Here is a 25,305-nt window from a genome sequence, read left to right on the forward strand (position 1 = left end):
CAGCGATCGCGGTAAGCCGCCGGCTATTGGCCAGTAACCCCAGAACTTTATCCGCTGACCGGCGAAACCGATGTGTCAAATGGGGTTTCGGGAGGAGCTTGCTGCCTACGAGAACCGTTCTGCGACACTCATTGAGCAGTCGCCGCAGATGAACGAAGAGAATACCAAGCGAAAAGTTATCGAGCCACTCATTGAGCTTCTCGGATGGGACGTCCTCTCACCGGAAAGTGAGATAGAACTCGAATACTCGGTGCAAATGGGTTCAGGCACTAAGAAGGTCGACTATGCACTCAAACTTGAAGATGCACCGGTCGTGTTCGTTGAGGCGAAAGGCTGTGATACCTCGCTCAATCAGAGTCACGAAGACCAGCTGAAAAGCTATATGCGACAGGTCGGGGTCGACTGGGGTCTCCTCTCAAACGGACGCACGTTTGAGATCTTCCGTCGTGACTTCACTAGTGATCGCCCAAATGAAATCTCGCTTGCCCGATTCCCGATCGAGGCAATTACCGACCACGACCAGCCACTCCGTGCGCTCTCGAAGGGGTCTATCAGGTCAGGCGAGTCCCGCCGGCTAGCAGAGAGACTCGAAGCCATCCAGCGTGCAATCGATGCTCTTCAGGGTAACAAGGAAGAGCTCGCAGAGGACGTCACGGGCGTTATCACGGCGGTCGTTGGGGAAGCGGTCTCCCAGCAGGTTGAAGACGAGGCAAAGACGTTCATCGACGAACTGACGGATACACTCGAAGCACAGGCGACCCGGACCGAGACCGTCGAGAGCACTCCTGATACTGCGACTCAGTCTTTAGATACAGAGTCGAGCAATGGAGGCAGTGAGTATGTGATCCGGCTACTCCGAAATGGAGACGAAGTTCACCAAGTTGCTGGAGAGCGGCAGGCAGGAGCGGTTGCTCGACTCGCCGACTATCTCATCGAGGAAGAAGGGTTGATGGACGTACTCGACCTCCCACACATACCAGGTACGGGGCGCGGAAGCCGGGCGCTGATTAACGACCGTCCTGAACACACCGATGGTACCGAGATGCGAATGTTTGAGCCTCTCTCGGGGGACTACTACCTATTCACAGCACTGAGCGCTGAGGCAAAGATTCGATACTTCTCGGAGCTCTCCTCAAAGCTCGGACTGGAGATTGAGTTCACTGATGGGTGGTGACTGACGAGTTGGCCATCGGTGCTTAGACTACTTCAATTGCCTAATTCTCACTCTGCTCTTTGATCGGTCTTCCATTTTGTAGGCTATCACTCGAAGAATATCGCCTGATTCAAACCCAAGTGCATCTGCTTCAGCGCACGGAATCGTCACGCCCTGGTCATCATCAAGACGGGCTTTGAAAATCGCGGACTGGTCGGGTACAAGGTCAAGTGAGCCGGCAGTCCGCGTAGTTCTCGCTGAGTGTCGTAGACGATTGGAAGTGTCAGAACCCCGGAATCCAAGATCGCGAGCTGAGGAAGCTGGCCTATCCACACTTGGCCGTCTCCAACCTGTTCATTACCACCTGCCGAAATCGGACTGTCGCCGTCCGATCTAAATCACAGATTGGACCGCTTGGAGACTCTGTTCGCGTTCCCCAACTGTGACCCCGTCAATCACTTGCACGGGCGTATCCAACTGTGCAGCGTCTGCCTCGAATGTCTCACGCGTCGCCGCTGGAATCTGCTCCTGTACCAACAGCACGATAGGCACCCTGTAGGCAAGCGCATACCACAGTGTCTGTGACAAGTCCTTTGCAGTCGGCACCGTATGCTTGCACTCGAGTAACCAGGAAACTTCACTACGTACTCGTTCCCACTGAGCTTCTTGCTGCTGTTCGTCAGCCAAGCCGCCGGACTCATATAGCCACGCTCCCCAGGGAAGTCTCTCGAGATCCGGTCCAGCAACGAGAAAATCCGGCCGAACATTTCGCGTCTGCTTCGCCGTGAGATATGTTAATCGACGTTCCCATGCGCTCAAGATCCGAGATTCATCGTATCCGGTGAGGCACGGTTCGACGAAGAGAGACCCACCTGGTGCAAAGAACGTCATCCCCTGCGTCTCGCTTCCTTGGACTGGACGATAGTAGATCGTTTCGTTGCCCTCGTATCGATATCCGTTGAGGAGGCGCTCAACTAGCACCAGAAAAACCCAGTACTCGTGAACCTGTTTGTGGAGTATGTGGGATCGTCGCCCACTCTCAACCCAGATATCCGCGGCAGAGGTTCTCCCTCCTTTCAGGTACTCCCCGCGATTCAGACACTCAGCAAGGAGCTTGTAGCCCTGTGAACCGGTGCCGTAAACAGAAAGAGTCATTCCATGTTCTTCTCTGATGTGTGATTCCTGTCTTCGGATTGCGTCGCGGGCGACGCTCCACCGAAGCCGACTATTCGCCATGCTAGATTCGCTGAAACCTGCTGTCCTCAACCTGAGCTGTTGGAACTCGCATCCGAAGTCTCCTTAGCTCCACCGACGATGTGACTTCTCAACCTTCTCTCGGACTGAGTTGCGCACGTCAGAGAAGCCAGTGTGATCAAAGGGCCCACTAGTGGTCCCATATCGTGCTCCTCGTTCATCATCCTCTTTCATCTCACCACACTTCCGCATCTCCCCTCTGTTATCTCGATATTGGACTACAAACCTCCCATCACTGAACCGTATTTCGGCGATCTTCTGATATTCGCCCGGCACATGGAACGTCAAGATGTCTTTGCTGTACTCCTTTTCGTAGCGCTGTTCGAACTGCGCAACTTCGTTAATATCGTCGATCACCTTCTCTACTGCCACCTGAAGTTCGTCGTCGAGAAACGCAGACAGTTTGTCAATATCGGTACCAGCATCGATGTCCAGTTCGAGCCTAAGGACATCGTTGAAGGTCTCTACTCTATACTTCTGTTTAAGAGTCTCGAGCTCCTCGTGGACAACTTCGTCCGTCTTTATTGTTTTCTCGGCCATTGGTGTTCTCAATACACCCTGTGTATTGGGTGTAATCGATGATAACGTCTACACTATTTAGGATTAACGCCCTCTTGGAAGACGAGATGGTCAGGTGGTTCCACGGTCCAACTCCTCATCGGTTCGATATCGGCCGTTCTTCGTTCGCTCCAACACACCTTCAGATACGAGTTCACGCAACGCCCACCGAATTGCGTCTGATTCCAGCCCAGCATTCGAACCTGTTATGAGAATATGTACTTCACGAATACTCTCTGGCTGCGGACCACCAGTATTGTACTCGACAATTCGGGCTACGCTCGTTTTTACTTCAGTGGCATTACCCGGCCGCTGGGGCTGCGCTCGTCGTCCGTGCTTCCAGGCGCGATGGAGCATTTGCCGAACCGGTGCCGAATCATCGGCGCTCGTCAACCACTCGATGAGTGGAATATCTTCACGCGGCATCGACGAGTCCTCATTATTGCCTGCCTCAATTGGATACGAAAGAGACCCCGGGAACCGACTCATCCATGGCGCATAGTTCCATGTCGTCGTGTCGGGAACGTAGTATTCAGCCTCCCGAAGCAGAATCTCCCCCACATCCGTTGTAACTGCGACTGTCGACATTGTCTCCCATTCTGTCGAGTTACGAATCGCTGCTCCAGAGACGAACGTAGCGATCTTCTCATTGGCTAACTCAACACTTTCCAGTTCTGACGCGCCTGCTAGCGTCACGTCGGCCGGCTTGCCCGTATCAGCGGGTTCCCCGATTACCAATACGGTATCACGGTTGTTGAGCCACGCTGCCATGGGGAACCGTACCTCCAGTTTGTCAATCGCAACGGCATCGCCCCATTTCCTCCGCACTGTGGCAGGATCCCATACGTATGGTGAGAACAGCTCAGTCCACGGCGTCGACCGATACCACTGACGCGCCTGCTTCCCGTACCATTCGGTCGGAAGCCTGACCGTTCGTGGCGCCATCGGCTTGTTCGAAACACCTGCCTCGGCGTTGAGCTGTACACACCCGGCCTGTGAGTCGAACGCGGAATAACGCCAACCTGTATCGACGAGTGGCGTCGTCTCACGAACGACCTCGATCGTGTGTGGCCATGCCGCCGCGACGAGCGGATAGCAGTCGGCCCGTGGCACGGTCCCATCGGGGTTCAGCGATGCTTCAAACACGCCGTTGGCGTCGGGTAACTGGTTGTGAACCAGCTGCTCGAATTCGCTCTTGCTGTACTGCAGACTGTATTTTCCAAACGCGTCAATCGAGAGCCAACAGACACTGAACCCTTGCGAGAGGTACGCTCGAGTCGTATCGAGTACATTCTTGTCTTTGTGCTTGTCCTGTACTTCGACAACGACTCCGGCGCCAAGTGTCGGATGGGGCTTGGCAAACTCGACGACCGCATCGGCGGTCCGCGTCTGCTGAGAGAAGCCAGCCGAAAGCGTGAATGCCTGTTCTGACGTTGCCTCACCATTGGGGTAAAACTCCGAGAGCGTCTCAACGGCGATGGCTCTCGCGCGGGCATGTGGGTCGCCTTCACCGCCACTCGCGCCACATCCACCACTGCCGGACTGGTCAGTCGAAACGTGGAAGAAGTGCCGGATAACCACAACACCGTCTTCACGCGTGTAGCTCCGTCGGACTCGGAGCCGTCCCTGGCATGCCGGACAATACGCATCCGTTTTAGGTGCGACTTCAGCCGGTGTCACGACCTGCTCGCTGTCGGGGGCGTCACGGGCTTCTAATGGCATGCATCTACACCTACTCCCATTGGTTCAGAGTGGTCTGCCCGGTGTCCGCTGAGCTACCGCTATTCGGACTCGTGGCCACGCTATCGAAGTCATCTAGTGATGGGTTTCGTCAAGCTTCATCGCGTTTGAGGTGGCTTGACCGGATTTGCTTCGTAATGTTCCGCGTCAGCTCGATACCATCCCACCGTTCTCGCTCCGCTTCCGGCAGTTGGTCATGAAGGCGTCCGGCGGCTGCGAGCCGGTCTCGATATAGCTTCAGGTACTTCCCCCAAACGATCCGCGGAACGGGTTCTCCCTTGTCTTGATGCCAATCGATCGGATCCTGATCTCGCTTATCGTGATTACACGACGCGCATGCTGGTACTTGATTGCTGATCTCAGCGGACCCCCCGTCGCTAATTGGGATGACGTGGTCGTACTGTGTCTCATCCTCTTCACCACAGTACGTGCAGACCCCAAACCCCGCCCGAAGCTGGTACATATTCTCCTTTGTGATTGAGGCCATCTCGATCTCACCGCTGACGAGATCCTCATATTTCGTCCAGAGAAATCCGAACTCTTCGACGCCCGCAGCCAGCTGGATGAGCCGTGCGTGTTGATAGCAAATGAGCTCGAAATACGTTGTAACTTCGGATGGGACAAGAGAACTATCGTCAGTCTCGTAGGGCCTGAGTCGTGGAACAGGGTAGCTGTAGGTCTTCACACCTGCATCATGGATGGCTGCCGCCAGTACAGCTGGCTCCATCGATTCCCAGTTGGGGATCGGATCATAGAGGCTAGCGGCGAAAGCGGCGACACAAACCGGGGCGTCAGCAGGATAGGTATCGTTAAAATCCGCGACCGTCTGTTCAGTGCCCGGGATTCGCCACTCCTCGCAGGGCGTATCGCGTGTTTCGACTATGACTAGCGAAGTACCGGGACCCTCATTTCGATCGTAAACGCGTCGTCCGGGTGAATGAGCTTCTTTGTGAGTTGCTCCCATTAGATGGTTCCTTGATAGAGATATTTACATACCACCTAATATACCTTTCTCCTGATTAGGTGATTGAGAACGAACTGGGCCGAATTTTTACTTCGTTTGTTCGGCTTCGATTTCACGCCGGGTAATCTCAGTATATTCTCCTACCAGCCATCTCAGCCAAAATCGAACATGGAAAACTGATGGAGAATTTGATGGCCAAAAATACGATAAACACGGAGTTTTAGACAGACTATATGGATGAGTGTGGGAAAGTGTTAAGTCGCTCTCTCATCATCAGTCGTCTGCATGACAAGCGACGTTACCTGTCCCGGGTGTGCTGTCGAGATGCAACAGGTTGGAGAGACGTGCCGCACCTTCGAGCCCGATCCTGAGACGATGACGGATGGCCAGCTCGCCGAACAATACGCTGCTGAGATGGGGGGCCCCTTCGAGGAAGGCATCCATGGAGTGAGGGGACGTGTGTATGAATGCCCCGAGTGTGGGAGGCAGGTGGAACGGCAATGACGGCAGCAGCACCACGAAGGTTCGACCTCAACATGGAGGAGGTGTTAGAAGCGTGGGGCGTCGCTGATGCGGCCCGGGAGGTAATCGCCAATGCGCTTGATGAACAGGAGCTAACCGATACCGACGACGTCGAGATTTACGAAGACGACAACGGCCGCTGGCATATCCAGGATTATGGTCGTGGACTTCGTGTTGAGCACCTCACACAGAACGAGAACGATGAAAAACTCTCCAACCCGGATGTAGTGATCGGGAAGTTCGGTGTTGGCCTCAAGGACGCACTCGCGACGTTCTACCGGAATGATGTCGACGTCACGATTCATTCACCGCATGCGACGATCACCGTCGAGAAAGCTCCGAAGGCCGAATTCGAGGATATCGAAACCCTCCATGGCGTCGTTTCGTCGCCGGAGTCTGACCAAAGAGGGACAGACGTCGTACTCGACGGTATCACTAGAGAACATATTGAGCAGGCGAAGCGCAACTTCCTCCAATTCACTGACGACGAACTGCTCGAAGAGACTTCCTTCGGTGAGGTGTATACCTCGCCCCCCGATAAAGACTCCCGAATCTATGTAACGGGTCTTAAGGTCGCTACCGAGGAGAACTTCCTTTTCAGCTACAATATTACGAAAACGACGAAACAGGTCCGAGACGCGCTGAACCGAGAGCGGTCGAACGTTGGACGAACGGCCTACAGTGCACGGGTAAAGGATATCCTCCAAGCGTGCAGGACTCATACAGTCGCCCAGCGTCTTGTCGACGACTTTGAGCGCTTTACTGACGGATCAACCCACGATGAGGTTGGCTGGAAGCCGATCCGACTGCACGCGGTAAAGCTGCTCAATGCGCAAGATAATGTCGTGTTTGCGACTGTGGAGGAGCAACGGAAAAAGACGGACCTTCTCGACCATGCACAGCAAGAGGGACGGCGAGTAGTAACGGTCCCCGAGAATATCCGCAGTGAACTCCAGAACAGACGTGATACGGAAGGCAACCGAATTCAAGGTGTAGACGTGTATCGGGAGGCGTTTAATGACAGCTTCAAGTATGAATGGGTCAGCGAAGCGGAGATGACTCCCGAAGAACATCGCATCTGGGAGCTTCGATATGAGATTCTTGACCTCGCCGAACACCCTCCGATGGTCGATGAGATTCGTGTATCTGAGACGATCCGGATGACCAAGCAAGGCGAGATGGCGAAAGGCGTATGGAATAGAGCAGAACGACAAATCGTACTCCGTCGTGATAGACTACAAAACACTCGTACCTTCGCGAGTACGCTCCTACACGAAATCGCACATCCAAGAAGCGGCGGCCACGCTGATCTGACTAGAGAGTTTGAGGAGGCACTGACACAACTGCTCGGAGAAGTTGCGGAGTCAGCTCTCGAGTAGCAATCACTAGTTCCTCAGATCGTGAACTGAACAGTGTGTGCTAAGCTCAGTGAAGTTTGAACCCTACGCTACGTATGACTGCTTCACGCTAGCCATTGCCCAAATAGACTATTCTCCAGTGTCCTCAACTAGAGAGGCTGGTTATTCATTCGCGATCGTCTGATTGTGATATGCGAGAAACTGCGTATCGAGTGAATGACTTCGCTTCACCGTCATCGCCTCTCCGGTCAACGTTTCCTCATAGTCGTGAGTGATCGTGAGCGTCTCTGGGTCGACGGTCAGCATTCCATTATCGAAATCATCGTGATGAGTCGGACAGAGCACAAGCATATTCGCTTTGGAGTCTGGCCCACCGTGTTGGCTGCCGAGTGGCTTGATATGGTGAACGTTCGAGTATCCGACATCGTCACCCTGTTGACGACGATCGCCACAGAGCTGGCAGGTGTCATCGTATCGTTGCTTCAGTTCTCGTACGATCTGGTCATTGCGCTGGATTCGCTGCCGCGTCACCGTAACACGACTAGGCGTCCGCTCACCATCCCCTTGGACTGACTCCTCCTCGCCGCTATCGTCTTCGTCCTCATCGACCGGCCGTAGCTTGAAGCGAATCGCCGTTCGGTCGTCACCGTGCTTGTCCGGGAGCGTCTCCTCAAAGTCGTCCTCACAAAGGTACTGTCCAAAGTAGGTGACCACCCCTCCTCCATCGGATCGGAAAACATGGAGCTCGCGTCCCTGGTTACGATGCTCACCGAGCGCCTTGTTCCCCCGGGTGTAGGTCATGTCACCGACCTGCCCTTCACCGGTGTAGATGAACGTCCCATCCTCACGGAACTCGTCGTCGTATCCGTACAGTTCGCCGGTATCGCTAGTGAAGATGAACACCACCGGTACATCTCGAGAGGGTGCGATCCCACTCTGCCGCATCCCACCATACCGATCGTGGAGTTTGCGTCGCCGGTACTGCTTCCCTTGCGTGAATCGTGGTGCGAACACCCACGTCTCGGAGTCGTCCTCACGATAGACACGACTACCCTCCTTGTCTGCTACCTCGGGCAGCGTATCTCGCACAGTACATTGCCACGCCAGTGGCTCACCGTCATCCGCAGTTCGAGTCTCTCCCTTACAGAGGTCTGGATACGCCTGTTGAACAGCCGGATAGATGTCATCGACCAGCTGCTGTGTCCCGGCAGGTACGCAACGAAACTCCGACTGCCGGAGCTGTGACGCCAGGTCGTCGCTTTGCTGGTGATTGGCCGTCGCATCGAGTGCAGCTCGACCGGCCGCAGTAATTCGATTGATGTCGCCATCTCGACCGACATATCCGATCGCCTGTAGCCACTCTCGATGCCGAGCCGCAACACCCGGCGTGGTCATTTCACACTCTTCGTAGGTCGCCACGAGGAGGTTCATGATCTCCTCGTCAGTCATTGGCTCCTCATCGAGCGCGTTTAACAGCGTCCGAAACCCCTTGACACCATCTGTGAGCGCATTGTACAACACGACTGCATCGGGTGTCTGGTGGTATTTCCGCCCGTAGCTGTCAAGCCGATATCCCCTCTCCGCATGCTCGATCAGGCCGATGGCCGCAAGAAACGCGAGATGGTGTTCGACGGCATCAGTACTGCCGGCAGTCGTGTTCGAGGTCACCCACTCGAGTAACGCTTCCTCACCTGGCGTTGTCTTCGCAATATACGCCAACATCGCGCGTAGATTCTCGAGTCGGCCATCTACTCCCCCATAGAACCGATCGGCCGTCATTCGACGGTCGTCCCCCATTGTCGGCGTTGTGTACGGATGGCTATATGAGGATTGCTGCGCCCGATTGTTCTTCATCCGAAATGCGCAGCTGTAGATAGAGGATGATGCGACCCTTCTCATTCGAGAATATCTGGCTGTCATTCCCCTTTCTCGAGATAAATGGCCGCTACTCGGTGTCAACCGTCCCGCCGTGCTATCTGGTATCAATCCTACCAGCCACCCATAGATTCAAGTCATCAGCTATGTCACAACTTGCAAACGAGATGACAGCGCCGAAACTACTCTATGGGCCTTCCTTCTCATGCCTTCGCGAACGAGCGTTTTCACGGGCAGCCACGGATGCCACCGATTATCCGGGTAGTGTCCTCCTCTTCGAATCGAATGATACACAGCGAGACACCCACATCGACCTGTGGGCTGATGAGCCGGACCGAACCACCCTCCAGCTGAACGTCGACGGGCTCGCCGCATTCGTCTCGCAGGCACATGATCGGCTCGTGGATGCTACCCCCGAGGTCGGAGCGATGGCGCGACAGCGAACGATCGAACAGGCGCTTGCAGATGTCGAACCGTTCGACGACGCCCGTCAGCACGCCGATTCGTTCTCAGAATTATTCCGTGCACTTGAGACAGACGGCCATCTCACGCCCGCCGACGTCACTGCAGTCCTGACTGAAAGCGATCTCGATGCGAAGCAGGTCGATGCAGTTGTGGCCGTCTTCGAACGGTACGACGACCTCCGGAACGAGCTGGCCCACCCGGAGGCTCAAACCCGGAGTCAACGATTCAGGGAGGTGGCCACTGCGCCGGGGTCACTCGCAGATGCGTTCCCGGCGGTCACCCACGTGATCGTCTCGGGATACGTCGACCCGTCGTCTATCGAGATGGACGTTCTCGAGCGTATTGTGACCACATTCCCAACCACGATCATCCTCCCGGCGCTCCATAACCGAAGCGACGAGAGCGAGCGGTCCGCCCCGGATCCAACCGGTACCGATAGCGCGCTCGCCTCAGCTCTCGAAGATTTCGAGGCAATCACGCACGACAGCGAGTACGTCTCGCCCGCCGCCGAGGCACCACTTCACGATCTCTCCAGCCGACTGTACACTGCAACCGCGAACGAGCATTCGATCGACGCAGCTGACAAGGTCTCATGGCACAAAGCGCCGACCGCCGACCGGGAGGCACGCCATCTCGCACGCCGTCTTCGTGAGCAGCTCGCGACGACCGACACAGCCCCGGAAGACATTCTCGTGTTTGCCCCTGGGTTGCTCTCGTACCGAGATCGGATCAGCGACGTGTTCACCGAATACGGTGTCCCACACGTCGCGAGTATCAGTATTCTCCTCGAGCGGACGTACGCCGGCCGAGCAATACTTGACGCTGCGGCGTTCTGTACGACGCCCCATTCGAGTCACCTCACTCGACTGGCGACGAACCCAGTCGTGACCCTGCCAGGTATCGACTCGGCCACTTTGACAACTTTGGCCGAACGCGCCCCCTCAACCGACCCTGAAACCCTCCGTGAACATGCGGACGAGACGCTGCGGGGGCCACTCGGCGACTTCCTCGACCGTGTCGACAGAGTCCGACACGCCGATGGGCTAACTGCTCTCCAGACGTTCGGTGACCTCCTCGACGGACTCGAAATACAGGCGAACGTCGACGCACTCGAGAACGGCGAACTCGATGAATTGATTGACGCTATTGCGGCCGACGTTGACGCTCCATCGGTTACGACGACTCGAGCCGATACACAGACCGTTGCGGTCGGCTATGAAACACGTGCAGTTCAGCGGGTCCGTCGTATTCTCGACTCGCTCGGCCCCGTTATCGAACGCGGTGTTGATGACCCACTCGCCGAAATCGACCAAGCGCTCCAAGGGGTTCGGGTCTCGCCGCCGAAGCAATCAACTGACGCCCGAGTGCGTATCATCGGGCTCAGAGACACGCCGATGGCTGAGTTCGAACATCTGTACGTTCTTGGTGCAACTCGGGAGCATCTCCCCGGTCGGCCGACGCGACCGCGGTACTTCCAGCAGATTGGCGACGCACTTGACCTCTTCCCGGCGAACCGAGAGCGAGAACTCGCACGGTATCACTTCGGACTGCTGCTCGCCAACGCCGACACTGTCCACATCACGACACCAGCCGAGACGATGGACGGCGAGGAGCTGCTCCCCTCGCCGATGCTTGATGAACTCCGTCAAGTCGCCACGATTGATCGGACCGAGGGGATCAGAGATGAACTCCGCTGCTCTCGTGAGGACATTCAGCGAACTCTCGCCGGCCTCGCACCCGATGATCTCACAGGCCCTCTTGAGAGTACACAGGAAGCCGGTGATTTCTCGTCACAACAAGTTGCTGCCATACGGACAGGCGCAACGGCGTGTGCAAATAGAGCGAGGGCTGATCTGACTGACCACGACGGCCAACTTGCTGAAGCGACACTCCAGGAGGTCGGGTCAGATCTCACGAAAACCCCCTATAGCCCCTCCCGCCTGAACGTCTATGCGCAGTGTGGATTCAAATACTACCTGAAGAACGGATTGGAGGTCTCTGGTCCTGATGAGATTTCCCCCGATGCCGACGGGTTCGCGATCGGGGATATCGTTCACGAGACGCTTGAACGGTTCTACGAGGAACTGCTGGAGGAAGCCGAGGGCACTGTAGACTTAGCTGCGTACGGCCGCACCGAGTTAGAACGTCGGTTGCTCCATGCGGCACAGCAAGTCCGTGCAGAGGCGGATGATGAGTTCACAAGCGCGTTCGACCGGTACCAACTGCGAACGCTGTTCGCTGGCCTCGCGTCACCTACGGAGAACGGACTTCACGCACTCCGTCCCGACTCAGCTGACTCCACCGACGAGCGTGGACTTTTCGTGCGCATTCTCGACCGAGAGATAGGCACTGATGCGTCACCCCGATTCGTTGAGACAGAGTTCGGAGATGATCGGCCAGTTACGCTGCCTGATGGAACACCTCTCCCCATCCATGGTCGAATCGATCGCGTCGATCTCGACGAGACCGACGACGGTCGTCTGCACACGCAGGTCATCGATTACAAAACGTACAGAATGGACGCCAAAGACGCCGTCAAGGGACTTGACTTCCAGATACTCTCGTATCTATTCGGGGCGCATACCCACATTGAAGAGACACTTGGGAGCGAGCCTGACTCGCTCGACGGCGCGTATCGGGTGTTCAATCCCCCAGCGTTGGTGCAACATCCCGCGAGTCTCGAGGATCGCGTCGCGTCCGATCTCGAGATAGACCTCGAAACGTTCCTCGCAGAAATCGGGTCCACTCGGATTGAGACCATTGTATCGAGCATCGAGTCGGGAGCGTTCCACCCGTCGGTCGCCGGTGAAGACGCAGCGAAATGTGCACACTGTGATTTCACGGATGTCTGTGACGTCCGCCATCACCGTCGATTCGACACGATCGACGCGATTGACCAAGCCGACCACCCGGCGTACGTGCCAGACGATGCACGCCACGGTGCGTTAGCTGAACACATCACACTCGAGTCCGACGGGGGTGACGGCCAGTGAGCGAGCAGACAGACACGACCGAACACGCCGCAGTTGATACCAATGAAAGGGACGAAGAGGACGGCTTCTCGCTCACAGAGGAACAGCGTGCACTCCTCGAGTTAGACCACAATACTGCAGCCACAGCGGGAGCGGGGACGGGGAAAACGACGGTTCTCACCGAACGTTACCGGAAGATCCTCGAATCCGAGCCCTCCATCGATCCGACTAATATCGTGACCATCACGTTCACGCGGAACGCCGCTGCCGAGATGCGGGATCGGATCCGAGAGGTCGTCGACGAGAATCTCGCCGACGCCGACCCGGATCGGTACGATCGCTGGCGACGCGCGAAAGACGGCGTCGACGACGCGTATATTCACACGATTCACGGCTTCTGTAGCCGTATCCTTCGCGAGTTCGCTGTTGAGGCGAACCTACACCCTGACTTCGAGACACTCGATGAAACTGACGCGGAGACGCTTGCCATCGAGGTCATCCAAGAAATCCTCATGGCGACGTCGGATGAGGGTGACTTGGAGAGTCTCTCTCTCTCAGATCATCGACTCGAAGCAATCGCAGACGATGTGGACACGCTGGCAACGCTGTTCTCTCGCGATGAGCTACGTAGCCTCCTTGACGGACTGCTCTCTGAACGTCCCGATAGCGATCGGTGGGCGACATCCCTGCTCGAAGGGTCAGAAGCGGCATATCTCGACGACGTCATTGCCCGTGCGTCTCCGATCAGTGAGATAGAGGCGGACACACTGGCAGAGCGTACCGACGTTCAAGAGGCGCTCACTACCATTGAAACGCTTGCAGGCGAGTCATTCGAATTCAGTACCGACGAAGACGATGGGCGCGAGAGCCTCTCTCGAATCGACGCTCTCCTTCCAGCGGAGACCACCACTGACCGACAGCGGCTCTTCACCGAAATATGCGACATTGTCACGTCCGGAAGTGGCTCCGTCTACTCGCAGTCGCACTACTATGCTGGATCAAAGACCCGCTGGAAGAAACATGACCGGGGCGATGATAACGAGATGCTCGTCGCGGCGTTCGACCCGCTCATCGAGGCATTGGACCCAGAGTCGCGAGATACCGACGTAGACCTAGACGCAGCTGTCGAGTCAACACCGTACGTGTTTGCGATCGCTCGACTCTATCGGGTCGTTCGTGACGAGTACGACGAACGAAAAGCAACGCAGAACGGACTTGACTACTCGGACCTCGTCGAGCGGACGATTAGATTCCTCGAGGACGACGATCGCGCTCGCCACGCGCTGCGCGACCAATTCGAGTACATCATGGTTGACGAGGTGCAGGATACCGACCCACGACAGTGGGAGTTGGTCCGACTGCTGACGGGGAGCGACAACCCAACGTTCGATGGTGAGAATGTCTTCCTCGTCGGCGACGAGAAACAGAGCATCTACCGGTTCCGACGTGCGGACGTAACGATGTTCCAGCGGGCTCGCAATCAGCTCGATACAGCGAACCCGGATGACTTTGAGACGAGTAAGCAGTTGAGTGGTAACTTCCGAACTCTCTCGGAGACTCTTTCGTTCATCAACGACCTGTTCGACCGCGTTTTCGAACCGGAGGACGAAGAGGCTGGCTACCAGCCGTATGAGGCGCACCCGCAGCCGCTCACCGCCGAACGCTCTACTGGCACCGACATCGAAGGCACAGTCGAGTATCTCGCCACTCCCGAGAATGATGCAGGGGTGGCAACACTCGGGTTGACGGACTCATGGTACGCGGAAGAGACGTTCGAGTCGACCGCCGAACGGGAGGCCGCAACGGTCGCCGCGCGGCTCACACGGCTGTTCGACGACCCCCCGACCATATACGATGAGGATACCGAGGAGTACCGCCCGGCGGAGCCTCGCGACGTCGCGCTTCTCTTCCGGACGACAACCCGACTCCGTCTGTTCGAGCGTGCGCTCGAGGATCACGATATTCCGTACACGAGCGTTGGCGGGCAATCACTCTACGATACTCCGGAGATCAAACCACTCGTGAATCTTCTTTCGGTCCTCCAGTCGCCCGAGCGGGACCTCCCTCTATACGGTGTCCTCCGCTCCGGCCTCTTCGGGTTCACCGACGACGAACTCGCCGCGCTCTACCAACCTGACGGGACGCTCTGGGAAGGCCTTCAGATCGTCGATGGACCGCTCGCTCAGGCAGCAACCCGAATCGAAGCGTGGCGGGCAGCATGCGGTGCGGACGGCAGCAATCGAACTTCGAAGTGGGGTGAACTACTCTCTCGGATCGTCGACGAAACCGGCTACCTCGTCGGGATCGGCGCCGATGAACGGACCCAACAGGCCGTCGCGAACGTCAATCAGTTCCGCGAGACGCTCCGGAGCTGGGAGGAAGGCGGTGCACTTCCGCTCGCGGCAGTCCGAGCCCGGATCGAACGGGAGTGGTCGGTCGGATCCGACGCTCGCGAAGCAGAGATCCCGACTGGCGTCGACGGCGTTCAACTTCGCACGGTTCACTCCGCGAAGGGGCTCGAGTTCCCGATCGTCGTCGTGCCGGAACTCGGCAGAACTGCCGGCGGTTTTGCCACCGTTACACACGACGGGCAGTATCCGATCGACTTAGCGTATCTCGAGACAGTCGACGACGACCCGATTCTCGGAATCAAAGGCCCCGATCCGAGTGATCCGTTAGAGACGGCGAAGACACCTGACTGGTCCATGGCAGAAGCCGTCCAAGCACAAGAGGAGCGGGCGGAAGCGAAACGCCTCCTCTATGTTGCAGCCACGCGAGTTCGCGATCACCTTCTCTTATCGAGTACCCACGATCTCACGGCGGATTCGGAGTCATCGTTTGGCCCTACACAGGATGGGCCGGACGCTGACCGGTGGCGCGACTGGGTCCAGCCTGTACTGCTTGATAACCGTGATCTCCTCCAATCGCTTCAGACCCACGGCTCGGTGCACTGTAACCTCCCAACGAGTACGTTCACCGTCAGTCGCCCGCCAGAGCACGTTCCTGGCCCGTCGAATCCAACTGAGGGGAGCTTGGACTGTTCGATCGAAGTGCCAGCTCCCGCGTCTGCACGACCGAACCCGAGGATGTCGGCCACCGAATTCAGAGAACAAGTTGCTGCCGAGAGGCGATCACGAGAAGAGACGAACTCTGAACGAAGTACGCACACGTCCGAAGATGTAGCCCCCTTCGTCAGCAGATCAGAGACGACAGCTGGCCTCACTGCACCGGAATTCGGGACACTCGTCCATCGGCTCTGTGAACTCGGGCTCGCCGGTGTCGAGATCGACTGGGAGACCCATCCCCCACAGCTCGTCGATAATCCATCGCGGTTGAGTGCGGACGATATCGACCGTGCCCGCACTCACGTTCAGGCAGGTCTACGCCACGTCGAAACACTCGAACGAGACCTCGGTGTGCATCGAACGGTCGACGAGCTGCAGGTAACGCTTGAGTTGGATGCTGGCCAGATCGTCGGCGACATTGACCACCTAACGGTCACGGAGGACTGTTACTATGTAACCGACTACAAGACGGACTCGCTCAGCCGTGGTGATATCGATGAGAAGGCTGACCACTACTGGCCGCAGTTACACGTCTATGCCTGCGCACTCCAGCAGGCAGAGCCGAAAGAACGGGTCGTCCTCCAGATCGTCTTTACCGACGTAGACGATACTCGCGTACAGCGTCTCTCTCCATCGGAGATTGAGGACTACCAGCGGAAATACAACGCTGTATTCGAGGAGATTTAGGCTCAGCTCAGCGAATAGCCGTTCAGCGAAGAAGGCTCGTATATTGTATCTGTATACAGATTCTGAATACAATATCTGACTGCAGAATTCAGAGACTAAAGTCGCTCGATTCCTGAACGTGCTCGCGAGCGGCCTGCTCGAACGTCTTGATGAGTCCAGCGTCAACCTCCTCAAGTCCGATTTTGACCAAGAGTTTGATCGCTGTAGCTCGTGCATTGAGATCGCCGTCGACATCGTCCTGATCCAGACGATCAAGCGCCTGTTCGGAAAGGCCAGCAAGATGGCCCGTCTCGCTGAGTGCTGCGAACAGTGCAGCGTATCTATCGTCACGGAAGGTTACGTTCGAGTGGCGGTCGCCGTTTTCGATGTCCTCGAGGGCATCCTTGATGGCCGCCTTGAGATCACCCTCACGCTCTGACGCTGATGGCTCCGTTTCGTGACGACGCTGCTGTCCGGACTGCTGGAGAAGCTCTTCGGCTTTCTGTTGGTCGTCTTCGTTGCTCATTGGATGCGAGAGATGAACTGGGTCGCCGCCTCACGGTACGCCTCGCGTGCTTCACGCCCACTTGTGTACAGTTCGTCGTCGTCGACACCGAACAGCGTTTTCCCCGCGTCTTGGAGCGCGCTAATGTTGGCGGTTGAGGGAATCGATGGCCCGATTACGTCCGGGTACGAGTCGCTGATCTCTTCGATGAACTCTTCAGCGAGCTTCGTCCGCCTGTCGACCATCGTCGGCAAGACAAGCGCTAGTCGTGGGTGGATCGGATACGCCTCCGCGAGTGCATCGAGGTCCTCGTCGAGATTGTCGAGCTGCGTCCGCTCGAACGCACCAGGCCGGAGCGGTGTAATCACGTTCTCAACGGCGTACAGTCCGTTGATCGCGATATTGTCCTCCTTACCGGGGAGGTCCAACAGTACGAAGTCGTATCGATCGGCCAGTTCGTCTTGGAGGAACGCTTCGAAGATATTGTATCGCTCCTCTTTTGCGACGTTCGCGAGGTTGTTGTCGGCCCCCGACAGCCCCTGATCGGCTGGAATCAAGTCCGGCCCTTCTCCAGTCTCGAAGACCATCCGATCAACGACGTCAGGGATATTCTCGCGGATGAAGTCCCACTGATCACCGAAGACCGCGCTGATTGGTGCGTCAAGATCGGTGACCTCGTCAGCGATACCGAAATGCGTCGCGAGGTCGTTCTGTGTGCCCGCGAGATCCACGAGGAGGACATCCAGCTCGTGTTCTCGGGAGGCAGCGACGGCGATATGCGCCGCTGAGGTCGTCTTCCCTACGCCGCCCTTCTGGACGTAGGTTGCTGCGGCGATTACACTTCCAGATCCCATATTCGAATCCTGTATACAGATACAAGATACAAATAACTAAGGTATCGAGTTAGCCGAAATGACTACGGAAGGAGCCGACGTGACCGCGCTGCTGAGCTGTCTACGTTACAATAGTGCGTCTTCAGCAGCATCCCGTAGCCGCTCAATGTCTTCATCACGATAGCTCTTGTGCGTCGTCTCGACCGACTCGTGTCGAAGAATCTCTTGGGCGAGTTCGGCCGAAGTATCATATAGTTCGTCGCCGAGACCGCGGCGGGCGCCATGAGGTTTCAGCGCCTCTCCCCCCTCGGTAATCCCACTCTCGGCAGAAACAGCTTGTAGTAATCGACGAGCACCGGCAGTCGTGAGCGCTGGTGGGGTGACCTCGTGTTCACGAAGCAATTCGTGAATGGTGTCCTTCGTCGGGTCGGCATCGGCCACTGTCTCCGTGAGCGCACCGTACAAGCTCGGTAGGTGGCTCGTCGGAAAGACCGGCCAGTTGTTGGTGGGTGGATCCTGCCGTCGATGGTGCGCTCGCAGGCGATCGACACCAGGCTGGAGAAGTGGCGTCTCCTGCCACTCTTGATTTTTCCCGAATACACGGAGTGTACCCTCCTCGAGATCGACATCCCGCCATCGGAGGCCGTGTCGGCGTTCGTTCTGTGGATCGCGGAACAGTTCGGCACCACGGGCGCCAGAGTAAGCGAGGACAGCAACGAGTGCTCGATCACGCATCGCTCGTGTCGGGTCCATCCACTCAGCGTCTGCAGCATCTTCGGCACGCCAGTCCATCCACCGAATGATTCCTTCTCGTGTCTCTCGGCTCCAGAACTGCTGACGACCAGAAGCGGCGTCACGAACACCGACGCTCTGGTCAGGAAGGGCGTCGGTCGCGACGGGACTCTTCGCAGGATTGTCCTCGAGAGCATCTCTGTCGACGAGATACGAACAGAATGACCGAACGAGTGCGTAGTATTGGTGTGCAGTTCGACCGGTGATGCCCGAACCCGGGTCGCTCTCACGGGCCCACGCGCGCTGCGAGAGATAGTCTGCGTATTGTTCGAGTCGTCGGTCGTCGAGATCATCGACAGCCTCGACCCCCCGATCGCCGGCTCGTTCGACGAAGGTACCAACGACTCGAGCGACCTCACCACGGTGGCGGCCGGACTCCCCCTTGGCGACGTGGTCGACGAATGCGGCGAGAGCGTCTTCGAGTGAGGTGGAAGAGCGGACGCGGCCCGTGAACCCCTGTTCGTCGGCTGGCGTAGCCATCGAACTTACCTGACGGCGTCGATCCCCAAATAGCCACGTGTGCTTAGGAGCTTAAGCAAAAGTGGGATGGTCAAATTCCTCACCGTACAGTAGACCCCGTGTAAGCCACGATATCGAGAGATGTGCCTCCTAGACGAGCTCATGTACTCTATAACGCTATATGATAAATCTGACCGTCGCCGGCCCTTGGAACGAGGTGATATGTAATCACCCCGTGGTGGCAGTTTGAGTGGAGAGCCGATAAGTTATAAAGTATTTAATCTTTGAGCCGTATGATGGCACATGAGCCAGCAGACGGAATTAGAGGAAGATCATGGTGCTTCGATTTCCCTCTCGATTCCGGTCGGCGACCCAGACCTGTTCAAGCACAAGGCTACGAACGACATACTGCTCTTCTTAGTAAATCACCCGTACAGTCAATTCTCGCTCCGAGAAGTCGCCGGGCAGGTGGGTGGTTCCCAACAGACCGTACGGCGGGCACTGAACGTCCTCATCGCGAACGGACTAGTTGTTGAATCGCCGGAGGGCAACAAACGACTCGTCCAGATCGACCGAACCCGGCTGACGATACCCGAAGACCCGATCCTTCGGATTCCTCAGGTCACGTTCCACGAACCCGTCGAGACCGCCGTCGAGGAACTCGAAAACCGTTTGGAGGACGTAGTCGGGATCGTCCTGTACGGCAGTGTCGCCCGGGGAGAGACCGACCGGCGAAGCGATATCGACCTCTGGGTACTCGTCCGGGAGGACCGAGCGGCAAACCAGCGCGAAGCGAACGCTATCGCGCGTACCTTAGAGGAGAAACCTTTCGATGGAGATCGCTACAGCTACGACATCGACGTTGAGGCTGTTCAGGCGATCCCAACGTACACAGAGGACATTCGAGAGATCGTCGTCTCGGGGATCCCCGTCTACACGACGGAGGACTTCGAGACCATCGAACGGTTACTCCTTCAAGAGGCTCATGCCCAGTAGTTCGGACCCAGCACCGATCTTGGATGCCCTCGACCGTGCAGGGGACGCCTTCGAGATGGCCGGACGCGGACAGGTGACCTTCGAGGAAGGAATCTCCGCCGAAGCAGACTGGAAAACCCAACTCACCAAGGCTTGTCGGCTCATCGAAGTCGCCCAGACACTCCAGTCGTCGGATGGGTACTATACGGCTGTAATCGAGGTCTGCTTCGGGACAATCGAGCGCTCGATCGAGGCCTACGCACTCGTGATGGGTGGTGATGACTTACGGGACTTCCAGGATCACGAGTACGCCTACGACCGGGCGGCGTATCACGGCCTATTCGAGACAGAGACTGCAACAGAGATGCAGGCGCTCTACCGCGAGAACCGGACCGAGAGTTACTACGGGGGGGGACGGCCCACAGAGGAACAAGCGGCCGCGATGACCGACCTTGCCGTGGCTGTCCACGAATTTGTTGTGAGTCAAATCCGGGAAGGAGGCGTCTATCTCTGTGATTGACAGCACTAACTATGCTTGATGTGGCCGATCGTTATTGGCTATTCAGAGGCGAGTCCAGATTGGTGGTATTTGTGATCTCAGAAGACTGTACTCGCGAAGACGTCGAATTCACACAATCAGGTGAGCGCCAGAGGGTAGTCGTGACTCGTGCAACCAGCCGTTAGAATTCGCGTCGACTCCCCAAGTAGTGTGTCTGGAACTCCTCACCCAGATCAGCGTAGAACAGTGCGAGATTCGCCTCGAGGTCGGTCACGAGATAGTGATCGATAACCTCTGTCAGCTTCTCGGCGTTGTCGCTATTACCGTTTCTGACCGCCTCTAGATACGCCGGTCCGAGCTCTTCACCGAATCGGGAGTTCTCTACTGCCTGACCGTCCCAAATCGTCGTTGCAGGCGTGTGACCGTACGATTCGAGACACGCCTCTAGATTCGGCCACGATTCCCCTCGCGAACTCGCCATCTCCTTTCGGTCAGCGAATAGGTCAATGTGGTCTCCCGATTGGTGGAGCGCAGGCGATACGACGTCGGCGCCGAGGCTGTCGAGTCGCTTGGAGAGAAAGTCAACGTCAAAGCCGATGCCGTTGTACGAAACGAGGACGTCGGCACCGCACTCGTCGAGATGCTGCAGACTACGGCGGATGATTTCAGCCTCGTCGTCTACCGACCTCCGATGGAAATGCTGGTATGTGACTGCACTACCCGGAGTACCTCGGTCGTGTACGCCAACTCCCACAGAAACTGTCTCGCCCTTCGACGGGTCGTAGTGAGTCGTCTCGATATCGATCGTCGCCACCCGTTGATGTTCAGGGTCTGTCCTGTCAATACGCATCGGCCGACCACTTGCTTACGGTGCATATCAACCTCTCGGTCAAGCTACTAATTGTGGTAAGGGGGTCGAACTTGTTAGTCGACAAAGTTGTGTTGGTAGGCAGCGCAGAGCGGTGATTGGTCCTTCCAGAATCATTCAATCAACAGTACATCATGGGAGCATCCAACTAGAGAAATTGCGGACGCACCCGGGGGTGGGTTCGAACTCTGTTCCGCGATCGAATTCAGTTGAGTCGCCAGACGGTCAGTACTATTAACCAACAGCGAGTCGAACTATTAACCAACGATGGCGACGATACCCGGAGAGATTGAAGCATGGTTAGACGAGTTGACTGCCACCCAACTCGACGATGTAGCTCGGATCATAGAACGTCGAGCCGATGAGCAACGCCGGAAGGAGAAGGAATTTAGCGAAGAAACCGAGGAAACTCAGCAGCAATCTCTGGACGTTCACGGCGATCCTCTCCCTGACGGTGTTCCCGCGAAAGCGACGCTGACGAAGAAGACGATCAACGAGAACGAGTACTGGTACTGGCAGTGGCGTGCGGACGACGGCAAAGTCACCTCGAAGTACAAGTGTCCCGTCAATCAGAGCTGAGCTTCAGTAACTCACGACTCGACGTAAGGAATGGATTTCCACTCAACCCGAGAGCGGCTACTGTTCTTGCAGCCAATTCTTCGTCATCGTATTGAAATCGACGCTATCGAACCGAGAGACGGCCTCCAAGACATCGAGGGCCATCGATGGTTCGACACGGAGTTCGAACGTGTACGCCTCTCCGCCGACGGATCCAGAGGCGGACTTGCGTGCCCGAATGATGCTCAGCATGTCTAGTTCGACGAGATGGTCTCGCATCCGGCGCTGAGCGAGTTGATCGGCGTCGATATCGTTCGTGAGCGACTTGTACACGTTGTAGACCTTCCGCGTTCGCAGATCGGACTCGTTCGCCATCTCGAGAATCGTGACGGCGGCCAACGCAAGATGCCCCTGTGTAGTCAGCTGTTCCATCCCTTCGATGATGAGCTCCCGTTCGGACTCGTCTTTGGCCTGCCGGACGTGTGCCCCTTCGACGGTAGAGCTGTCCTCGGACTCTGCGATCGCGGCGGCTTTCCGGAGGTACTTGATCGCCTGCCGCGCACTTCCCTTGTCCTGGGCTGCGTACGCGGCGCACATCGGAATCACGTCACCGGAGATAGCCGCGGAGTCGATTCCGACGAGTGAGCAGGTGGTTCGGTCGACAGAGCGAGCTTCGAACGCAGCGTCGAGTGAGTCGTCCTCGTCGCCGTCGAGATCGACTTCGATCGTGAACTCTTCCCCCTCTGCGTCTTCGTATACGAGATTCGTATCGCGGAACGCCTTGCTCGCACGGCGCGAGAGAATATCTCGGAGATCGTTGGCGTCGTATGGAGCGAAAAAGATCGAGTCGTCGTAGAGGCTGTCCTTGGCTGCCGGGTCGAGATTGTCCCGCCACTGGAGGTCGTTACTGATCCCGATGATAGACGGGTAGACATCCTCGTTGACGTAGTTCTTGTCACGCGCCCGTGGGAGGGAGTAGAGAATCCTGTCGTCAGTCCCGAGGTTGTCGATCTCGTCGAGGACGATGATGATCGTCCCCCCAACCTCGTTCATCGCTCTCCACAGGTGGTCGAGTACCTTCTGCATCGAGTGGCCGTTCGGATTAGTCCCTCCCAGCCGCTCACACAGCCCACAGGCTAGCGTGTAACTCGAAGAGATCCCCTCACACGAGAAGTGAACTGTCGTGAGTTCCAAGTCTTCGGCAGTCGCGAATGATTCCAATTCCCCGAGTTCCGCTTTGGCCGCAGCGGTCTTCCCCTGGCCAGCTTTCCCCGAGAGAAAGGCGTTCTCCGCGCCGACGCCACGTGCCGCCGGCTTGAGTGAGCGTCGGAGTTTGAGGATTTCTTCACGTCGCTCCGGGAGGGTCGTCGGAGTGTGGTCTTCTTTCAGGTATCCCTCACCCCCAGGAGCGAAGACCTCGGAAGTGGTCGAATATGGTGACGAGCTCATTGGGTATGCTCCCGAGTCCCACTCCCATAAACCCCCGTGTCCGGAATGTCCGACGCGTCCGGTACGTCCGCTCCACCCCCGGGGATGTCCGCAATTCGCGTTGGTCAGTCATAACTTGAGTTGGTAGGGTTCGCCCGGGGGCCCGGGGTCGTCCGCAATTATTCTCCTCACGAGAGATGGGATGAGACGGCCCCTGTCTACCGTCAACCCTTGAATTTGCTTCCGTTCCAGGAATTGTGGACACCGTACTAACTACTAACAAAACTGTTTCTACTAGTAGTAGTAAGGGAAGCAGTAGATCGACTTAGAAGACGATATCCAGAGTGTTTTATCCGTGCTGTTCACCATTTATATTCCAGAGCGAGGACACTCGCTCCTCCCACTTGCTCCTGACCTCACGAGGCGCGTGAGGATGGTAAACCGCTCAGGGAGGGGTTCCGTTCCTGACCAGGGCGAAATCCGGCTCTCCATCCGCTCTGAGTCCATGATTCGGTACCTCTGGTGGATTCTACTCTCTGTCCCGATTTGATCCTCCCTACCAACAACTCGTGGAATTGCGGACACACCCGGGGGCGGGGGTTGGGAGGAGGAGACGTTTCTACCAATCAGTTTGAACTGGCGTACCCGAGAATAGTCTGATGACCCAATTCCGACAAGAAGGGTGAAAACCACTGGATAGTCGTTGGGTGGGATTGCGGACACACCCGGGGGTGGGAGTACGGGAACCGATCTATCGATCGATATACACCAGTCCGAACTGGCTGCCCCGTTGGGACTACCGCTGTCAGATTCAACTTTCCGTTGCTCTTGATCCGTCCATTTTAGCTCGGATTTCGAGAAGAGCCTGCTCCTTCGCACCCGCCTCGAGCATCACGTCGGACCCCTCGAGTAACCACTCCGGGATCACGGCGGCGTACTCCGCGTGCGTCTGTGGTCTCGCGTCCGCATCCCCGTGGAGGCACTGGGGCTCCGAGTAGTGCGTGACAGGCCGAACGGGCCATGTCTCGGCGGCTATCTCGAACGCCTCGCGGTAGCTCAGTCCGCGACTCGCGAATTTGTGGTGATGATAGTCGAAGGTGACCGGAACGTTCAGCGGGTCGTGGACGGCGTCGACGAGTTCGGGGATGGACCACAGACTCTCCTTGTCGTCGTTCTCGACAGTGAGCCGATTTCGGACGGCCGATGACAACCGCTCGACAGCGGTCTGAAACCGCTTGGCTGTCGCCTCCTTATCGCCGTAGTGGGCGCCGATGTGGATGTTGATGCTGTAGTAGGGTGATCGGTCAAGTCCCATCAAGTCGAGCCACGCGCCGTGATTCTCCAGATCGCGCAGAGAATTCTCGACTGTCTCGGCAGATTCGCTAGCGAGTTTGCACCAGTGGCTCGGATGAAACGTCAGCCGCATCTCGTGGTCCTCGATGTACTTTCCGCACTCCTCGGCGATGCTGCGAACCGCATCGTAGTCGGGGAGGTCCGTCAAATCGTACTGAGAGTGCCACGGCACGAGGTCCGAGGTACACCGGTAGAAGTGAATATCGTGGTCGTGATTCCACTCGAGGATCTCTCGAAGGTCGCGAAAGTTCTGCAGCGTTAATTCAGAAGCGTAGGGAAGACCACGCTCTTCCCAGGTCTGCTGTTGCATCCCTCGATTACACCGAAGTGGTGGATCGCGCTCACGGAGAGTACGATTCATACAGACATAGCCGATCGCCATTACCTACCGTACGCCTCGATGCCTGTTAGCCGGCACGGTTCCAGAGGACTAAGATAACGTC

At 57.0% G+C, this 25,305-nt stretch carries 20 protein-coding genes; 9 read left to right on the forward strand and 11 right to left on the reverse strand.

Features of this window, described 5'->3' with window-relative positions; translation table 11 throughout:
• Positions 1-79: 79 nt before the first annotated feature.
• Positions 80-1,174 carry a type I restriction enzyme HsdR N-terminal domain-containing protein gene (locus tag AC6RUA_RS18840; protein ID WP_499816144.1) on the forward strand — a complete coding sequence of 365 codons (1,095 nt, stop codon included), beginning with the start codon at positions 80-82 and terminating at the stop codon, positions 1,172-1,174.
• Between the two features lie 372 nt (positions 1,175-1,546).
• Here AC6RUA_RS18840 and AC6RUA_RS18845 read toward each other — a convergent pair whose 3' ends face one another.
• The 4 genes from AC6RUA_RS18845 to AC6RUA_RS18860 form a co-directional block, all read right to left on the reverse strand.
• Positions 1,547-2,389: a hypothetical protein gene (locus AC6RUA_RS18845; protein ID WP_499816145.1), complete on the reverse strand. Its 843-nt coding sequence runs from the start codon at positions 2,387-2,389 to the stop codon at positions 1,547-1,549.
• Between the two features lie 63 nt (positions 2,390-2,452).
• A complete protein-coding gene (locus AC6RUA_RS18850; protein ID WP_499816146.1) occupies positions 2,453-2,947 on the reverse strand; it encodes a hypothetical protein in 495 nt (164 codons plus the stop codon).
• A gap of 90 nt (positions 2,948-3,037) precedes the next feature.
• The gene (locus tag AC6RUA_RS18855) at positions 3,038-4,687 is read right to left on the reverse strand and encodes a hypothetical protein (protein ID WP_499816147.1); all 1,650 of its coding nucleotides are present in this window, start codon (positions 4,685-4,687) and stop codon (positions 3,038-3,040) included.
• Positions 4,688-4,796: 109 nt separating this feature from the next.
• Positions 4,797-5,432: an HNH endonuclease gene (locus AC6RUA_RS18860; RefSeq protein ID WP_499816148.1), complete on the reverse strand. Its 636-nt coding sequence runs from the start codon at positions 5,430-5,432 to the stop codon at positions 4,797-4,799.
• A gap of 522 nt (positions 5,433-5,954) precedes the next feature.
• Between AC6RUA_RS18860 and AC6RUA_RS18865 the strand changes: the two genes are divergently transcribed.
• On the forward strand, positions 5,955-6,173 hold the full coding sequence (locus AC6RUA_RS18865; protein WP_499816149.1) for a hypothetical protein: 219 nt from the start codon (positions 5,955-5,957) through the stop codon (positions 6,171-6,173).
• A complete protein-coding gene (locus AC6RUA_RS18870; protein WP_499816150.1) occupies positions 6,170-7,570 on the forward strand; it encodes an ATP-binding protein in 1,401 nt (466 codons plus the stop codon). Before AC6RUA_RS18865 ends, AC6RUA_RS18870 begins: the two co-directional genes overlap by 4 nt.
• A gap of 141 nt (positions 7,571-7,711) precedes the next feature.
• On the opposite strand, the gene AC6RUA_RS18875 is transcribed toward AC6RUA_RS18870, so the two are convergent.
• Positions 7,712-9,346, reverse strand: coding sequence for a double winged helix-containing putative transcriptional regulator (locus AC6RUA_RS18875; protein ID WP_499816151.1), 1,635 nt, complete (start codon positions 9,344-9,346; stop codon positions 7,712-7,714).
• A 245-nt stretch (positions 9,347-9,591) separates the two neighbouring features.
• Here AC6RUA_RS18875 and AC6RUA_RS18880 point away from each other — a divergent pair, with 245 nt between their 5' ends.
• Together AC6RUA_RS18880 and AC6RUA_RS18885 are read left to right on the forward strand one after the other, a co-directional pair.
• Positions 9,592-12,882: a PD-(D/E)XK nuclease family protein gene (locus AC6RUA_RS18880; protein ID WP_499816152.1), complete on the forward strand. Its 3,291-nt coding sequence runs from the start codon at positions 9,592-9,594 to the stop codon at positions 12,880-12,882.
• Positions 12,879-16,613 (forward strand): UvrD-helicase domain-containing protein, encoded by a 3,735-nt coding sequence (locus tag AC6RUA_RS18885; protein ID WP_499816153.1) that lies wholly within the window; start codon positions 12,879-12,881, stop codon positions 16,611-16,613. Before AC6RUA_RS18880 ends, AC6RUA_RS18885 begins: the two co-directional genes overlap by 4 nt.
• Before the next feature lie 88 nt (positions 16,614-16,701).
• Here the strand turns inward: AC6RUA_RS18885 and AC6RUA_RS18890 are convergent, their stop codons facing one another.
• The 3 genes from AC6RUA_RS18890 to AC6RUA_RS18900 all read right to left on the reverse strand — a co-directional run bounded on the left by AC6RUA_RS18890 (position 16,702) and on the right by AC6RUA_RS18900 (position 18,722).
• On the reverse strand, positions 16,702-17,118 hold the full coding sequence (locus AC6RUA_RS18890; RefSeq protein WP_499816154.1) for a DUF8115 family protein: 417 nt from the start codon (positions 17,116-17,118) through the stop codon (positions 16,702-16,704).
• Positions 17,115-17,951 (reverse strand): ParA family protein, encoded by an 837-nt coding sequence (locus AC6RUA_RS18895; protein WP_499816155.1) that lies wholly within the window; start codon positions 17,949-17,951, stop codon positions 17,115-17,117. Before AC6RUA_RS18895 ends, AC6RUA_RS18890 begins: the two co-directional genes overlap by 4 nt.
• A gap of 105 nt (positions 17,952-18,056) precedes the next feature.
• A complete protein-coding gene (locus AC6RUA_RS18900) occupies positions 18,057-18,722 on the reverse strand; it encodes a tyrosine-type recombinase/integrase (RefSeq protein ID WP_499816160.1) in 666 nt (221 codons plus the stop codon).
• A gap of 264 nt (positions 18,723-18,986) precedes the next feature.
• Between AC6RUA_RS18900 and AC6RUA_RS18905 the strand changes: the two genes are divergently transcribed.
• From AC6RUA_RS18905 to AC6RUA_RS18915, 3 genes are all read left to right on the forward strand, one after another.
• A complete protein-coding gene (locus tag AC6RUA_RS18905; RefSeq protein WP_499816162.1) occupies positions 18,987-19,148 on the forward strand; it encodes a hypothetical protein in 162 nt (53 codons plus the stop codon).
• A gap of 336 nt (positions 19,149-19,484) precedes the next feature.
• On the forward strand, positions 19,485-20,177 hold the full coding sequence (locus AC6RUA_RS18910; RefSeq protein WP_499816156.1) for a nucleotidyltransferase domain-containing protein: 693 nt from the start codon (positions 19,485-19,487) through the stop codon (positions 20,175-20,177).
• A complete protein-coding gene (locus tag AC6RUA_RS18915; RefSeq protein WP_499816157.1) occupies positions 20,167-20,676 on the forward strand; it encodes a DUF8154 family protein in 510 nt (169 codons plus the stop codon). The genes AC6RUA_RS18910 and AC6RUA_RS18915 overlap by 11 nt, the downstream gene beginning before the upstream one ends.
• Positions 20,677-20,836: 160 nt before the next feature.
• Here AC6RUA_RS18915 and AC6RUA_RS18920 read toward each other — a convergent pair whose 3' ends face one another.
• A complete protein-coding gene (locus AC6RUA_RS18920) occupies positions 20,837-21,505 on the reverse strand; it encodes a ribonuclease H-like domain-containing protein (protein WP_499816158.1) in 669 nt (222 codons plus the stop codon).
• A gap of 285 nt (positions 21,506-21,790) precedes the next feature.
• On the opposite strand from AC6RUA_RS18920, the gene AC6RUA_RS18925 reads away from it, so the two are divergent.
• A complete protein-coding gene (locus tag AC6RUA_RS18925) occupies positions 21,791-22,102 on the forward strand; it encodes a hypothetical protein (RefSeq protein WP_499816064.1) in 312 nt (103 codons plus the stop codon).
• A 57-nt stretch (positions 22,103-22,159) separates the two neighbouring features.
• Here AC6RUA_RS18925 and AC6RUA_RS18930 read toward each other — a convergent pair whose 3' ends face one another.
• Positions 22,160-23,530: a Cdc6/Cdc18 family protein gene (locus AC6RUA_RS18930; protein ID WP_499816065.1), complete on the reverse strand. Its 1,371-nt coding sequence runs from the start codon at positions 23,528-23,530 to the stop codon at positions 22,160-22,162.
• A gap of 790 nt (positions 23,531-24,320) precedes the next feature.
• Entirely contained in the window at positions 24,321-25,244 is a 924-nt protein-coding gene (uvsE, locus tag AC6RUA_RS18935) for a UV DNA damage repair endonuclease UvsE (protein WP_499816066.1), read from the reverse strand.
• Between the last annotated feature and the right edge of the window lie 61 nt (positions 25,245-25,305).

The organism is Halorarum sp. SLYT50 (assembly GCF_059821265.1).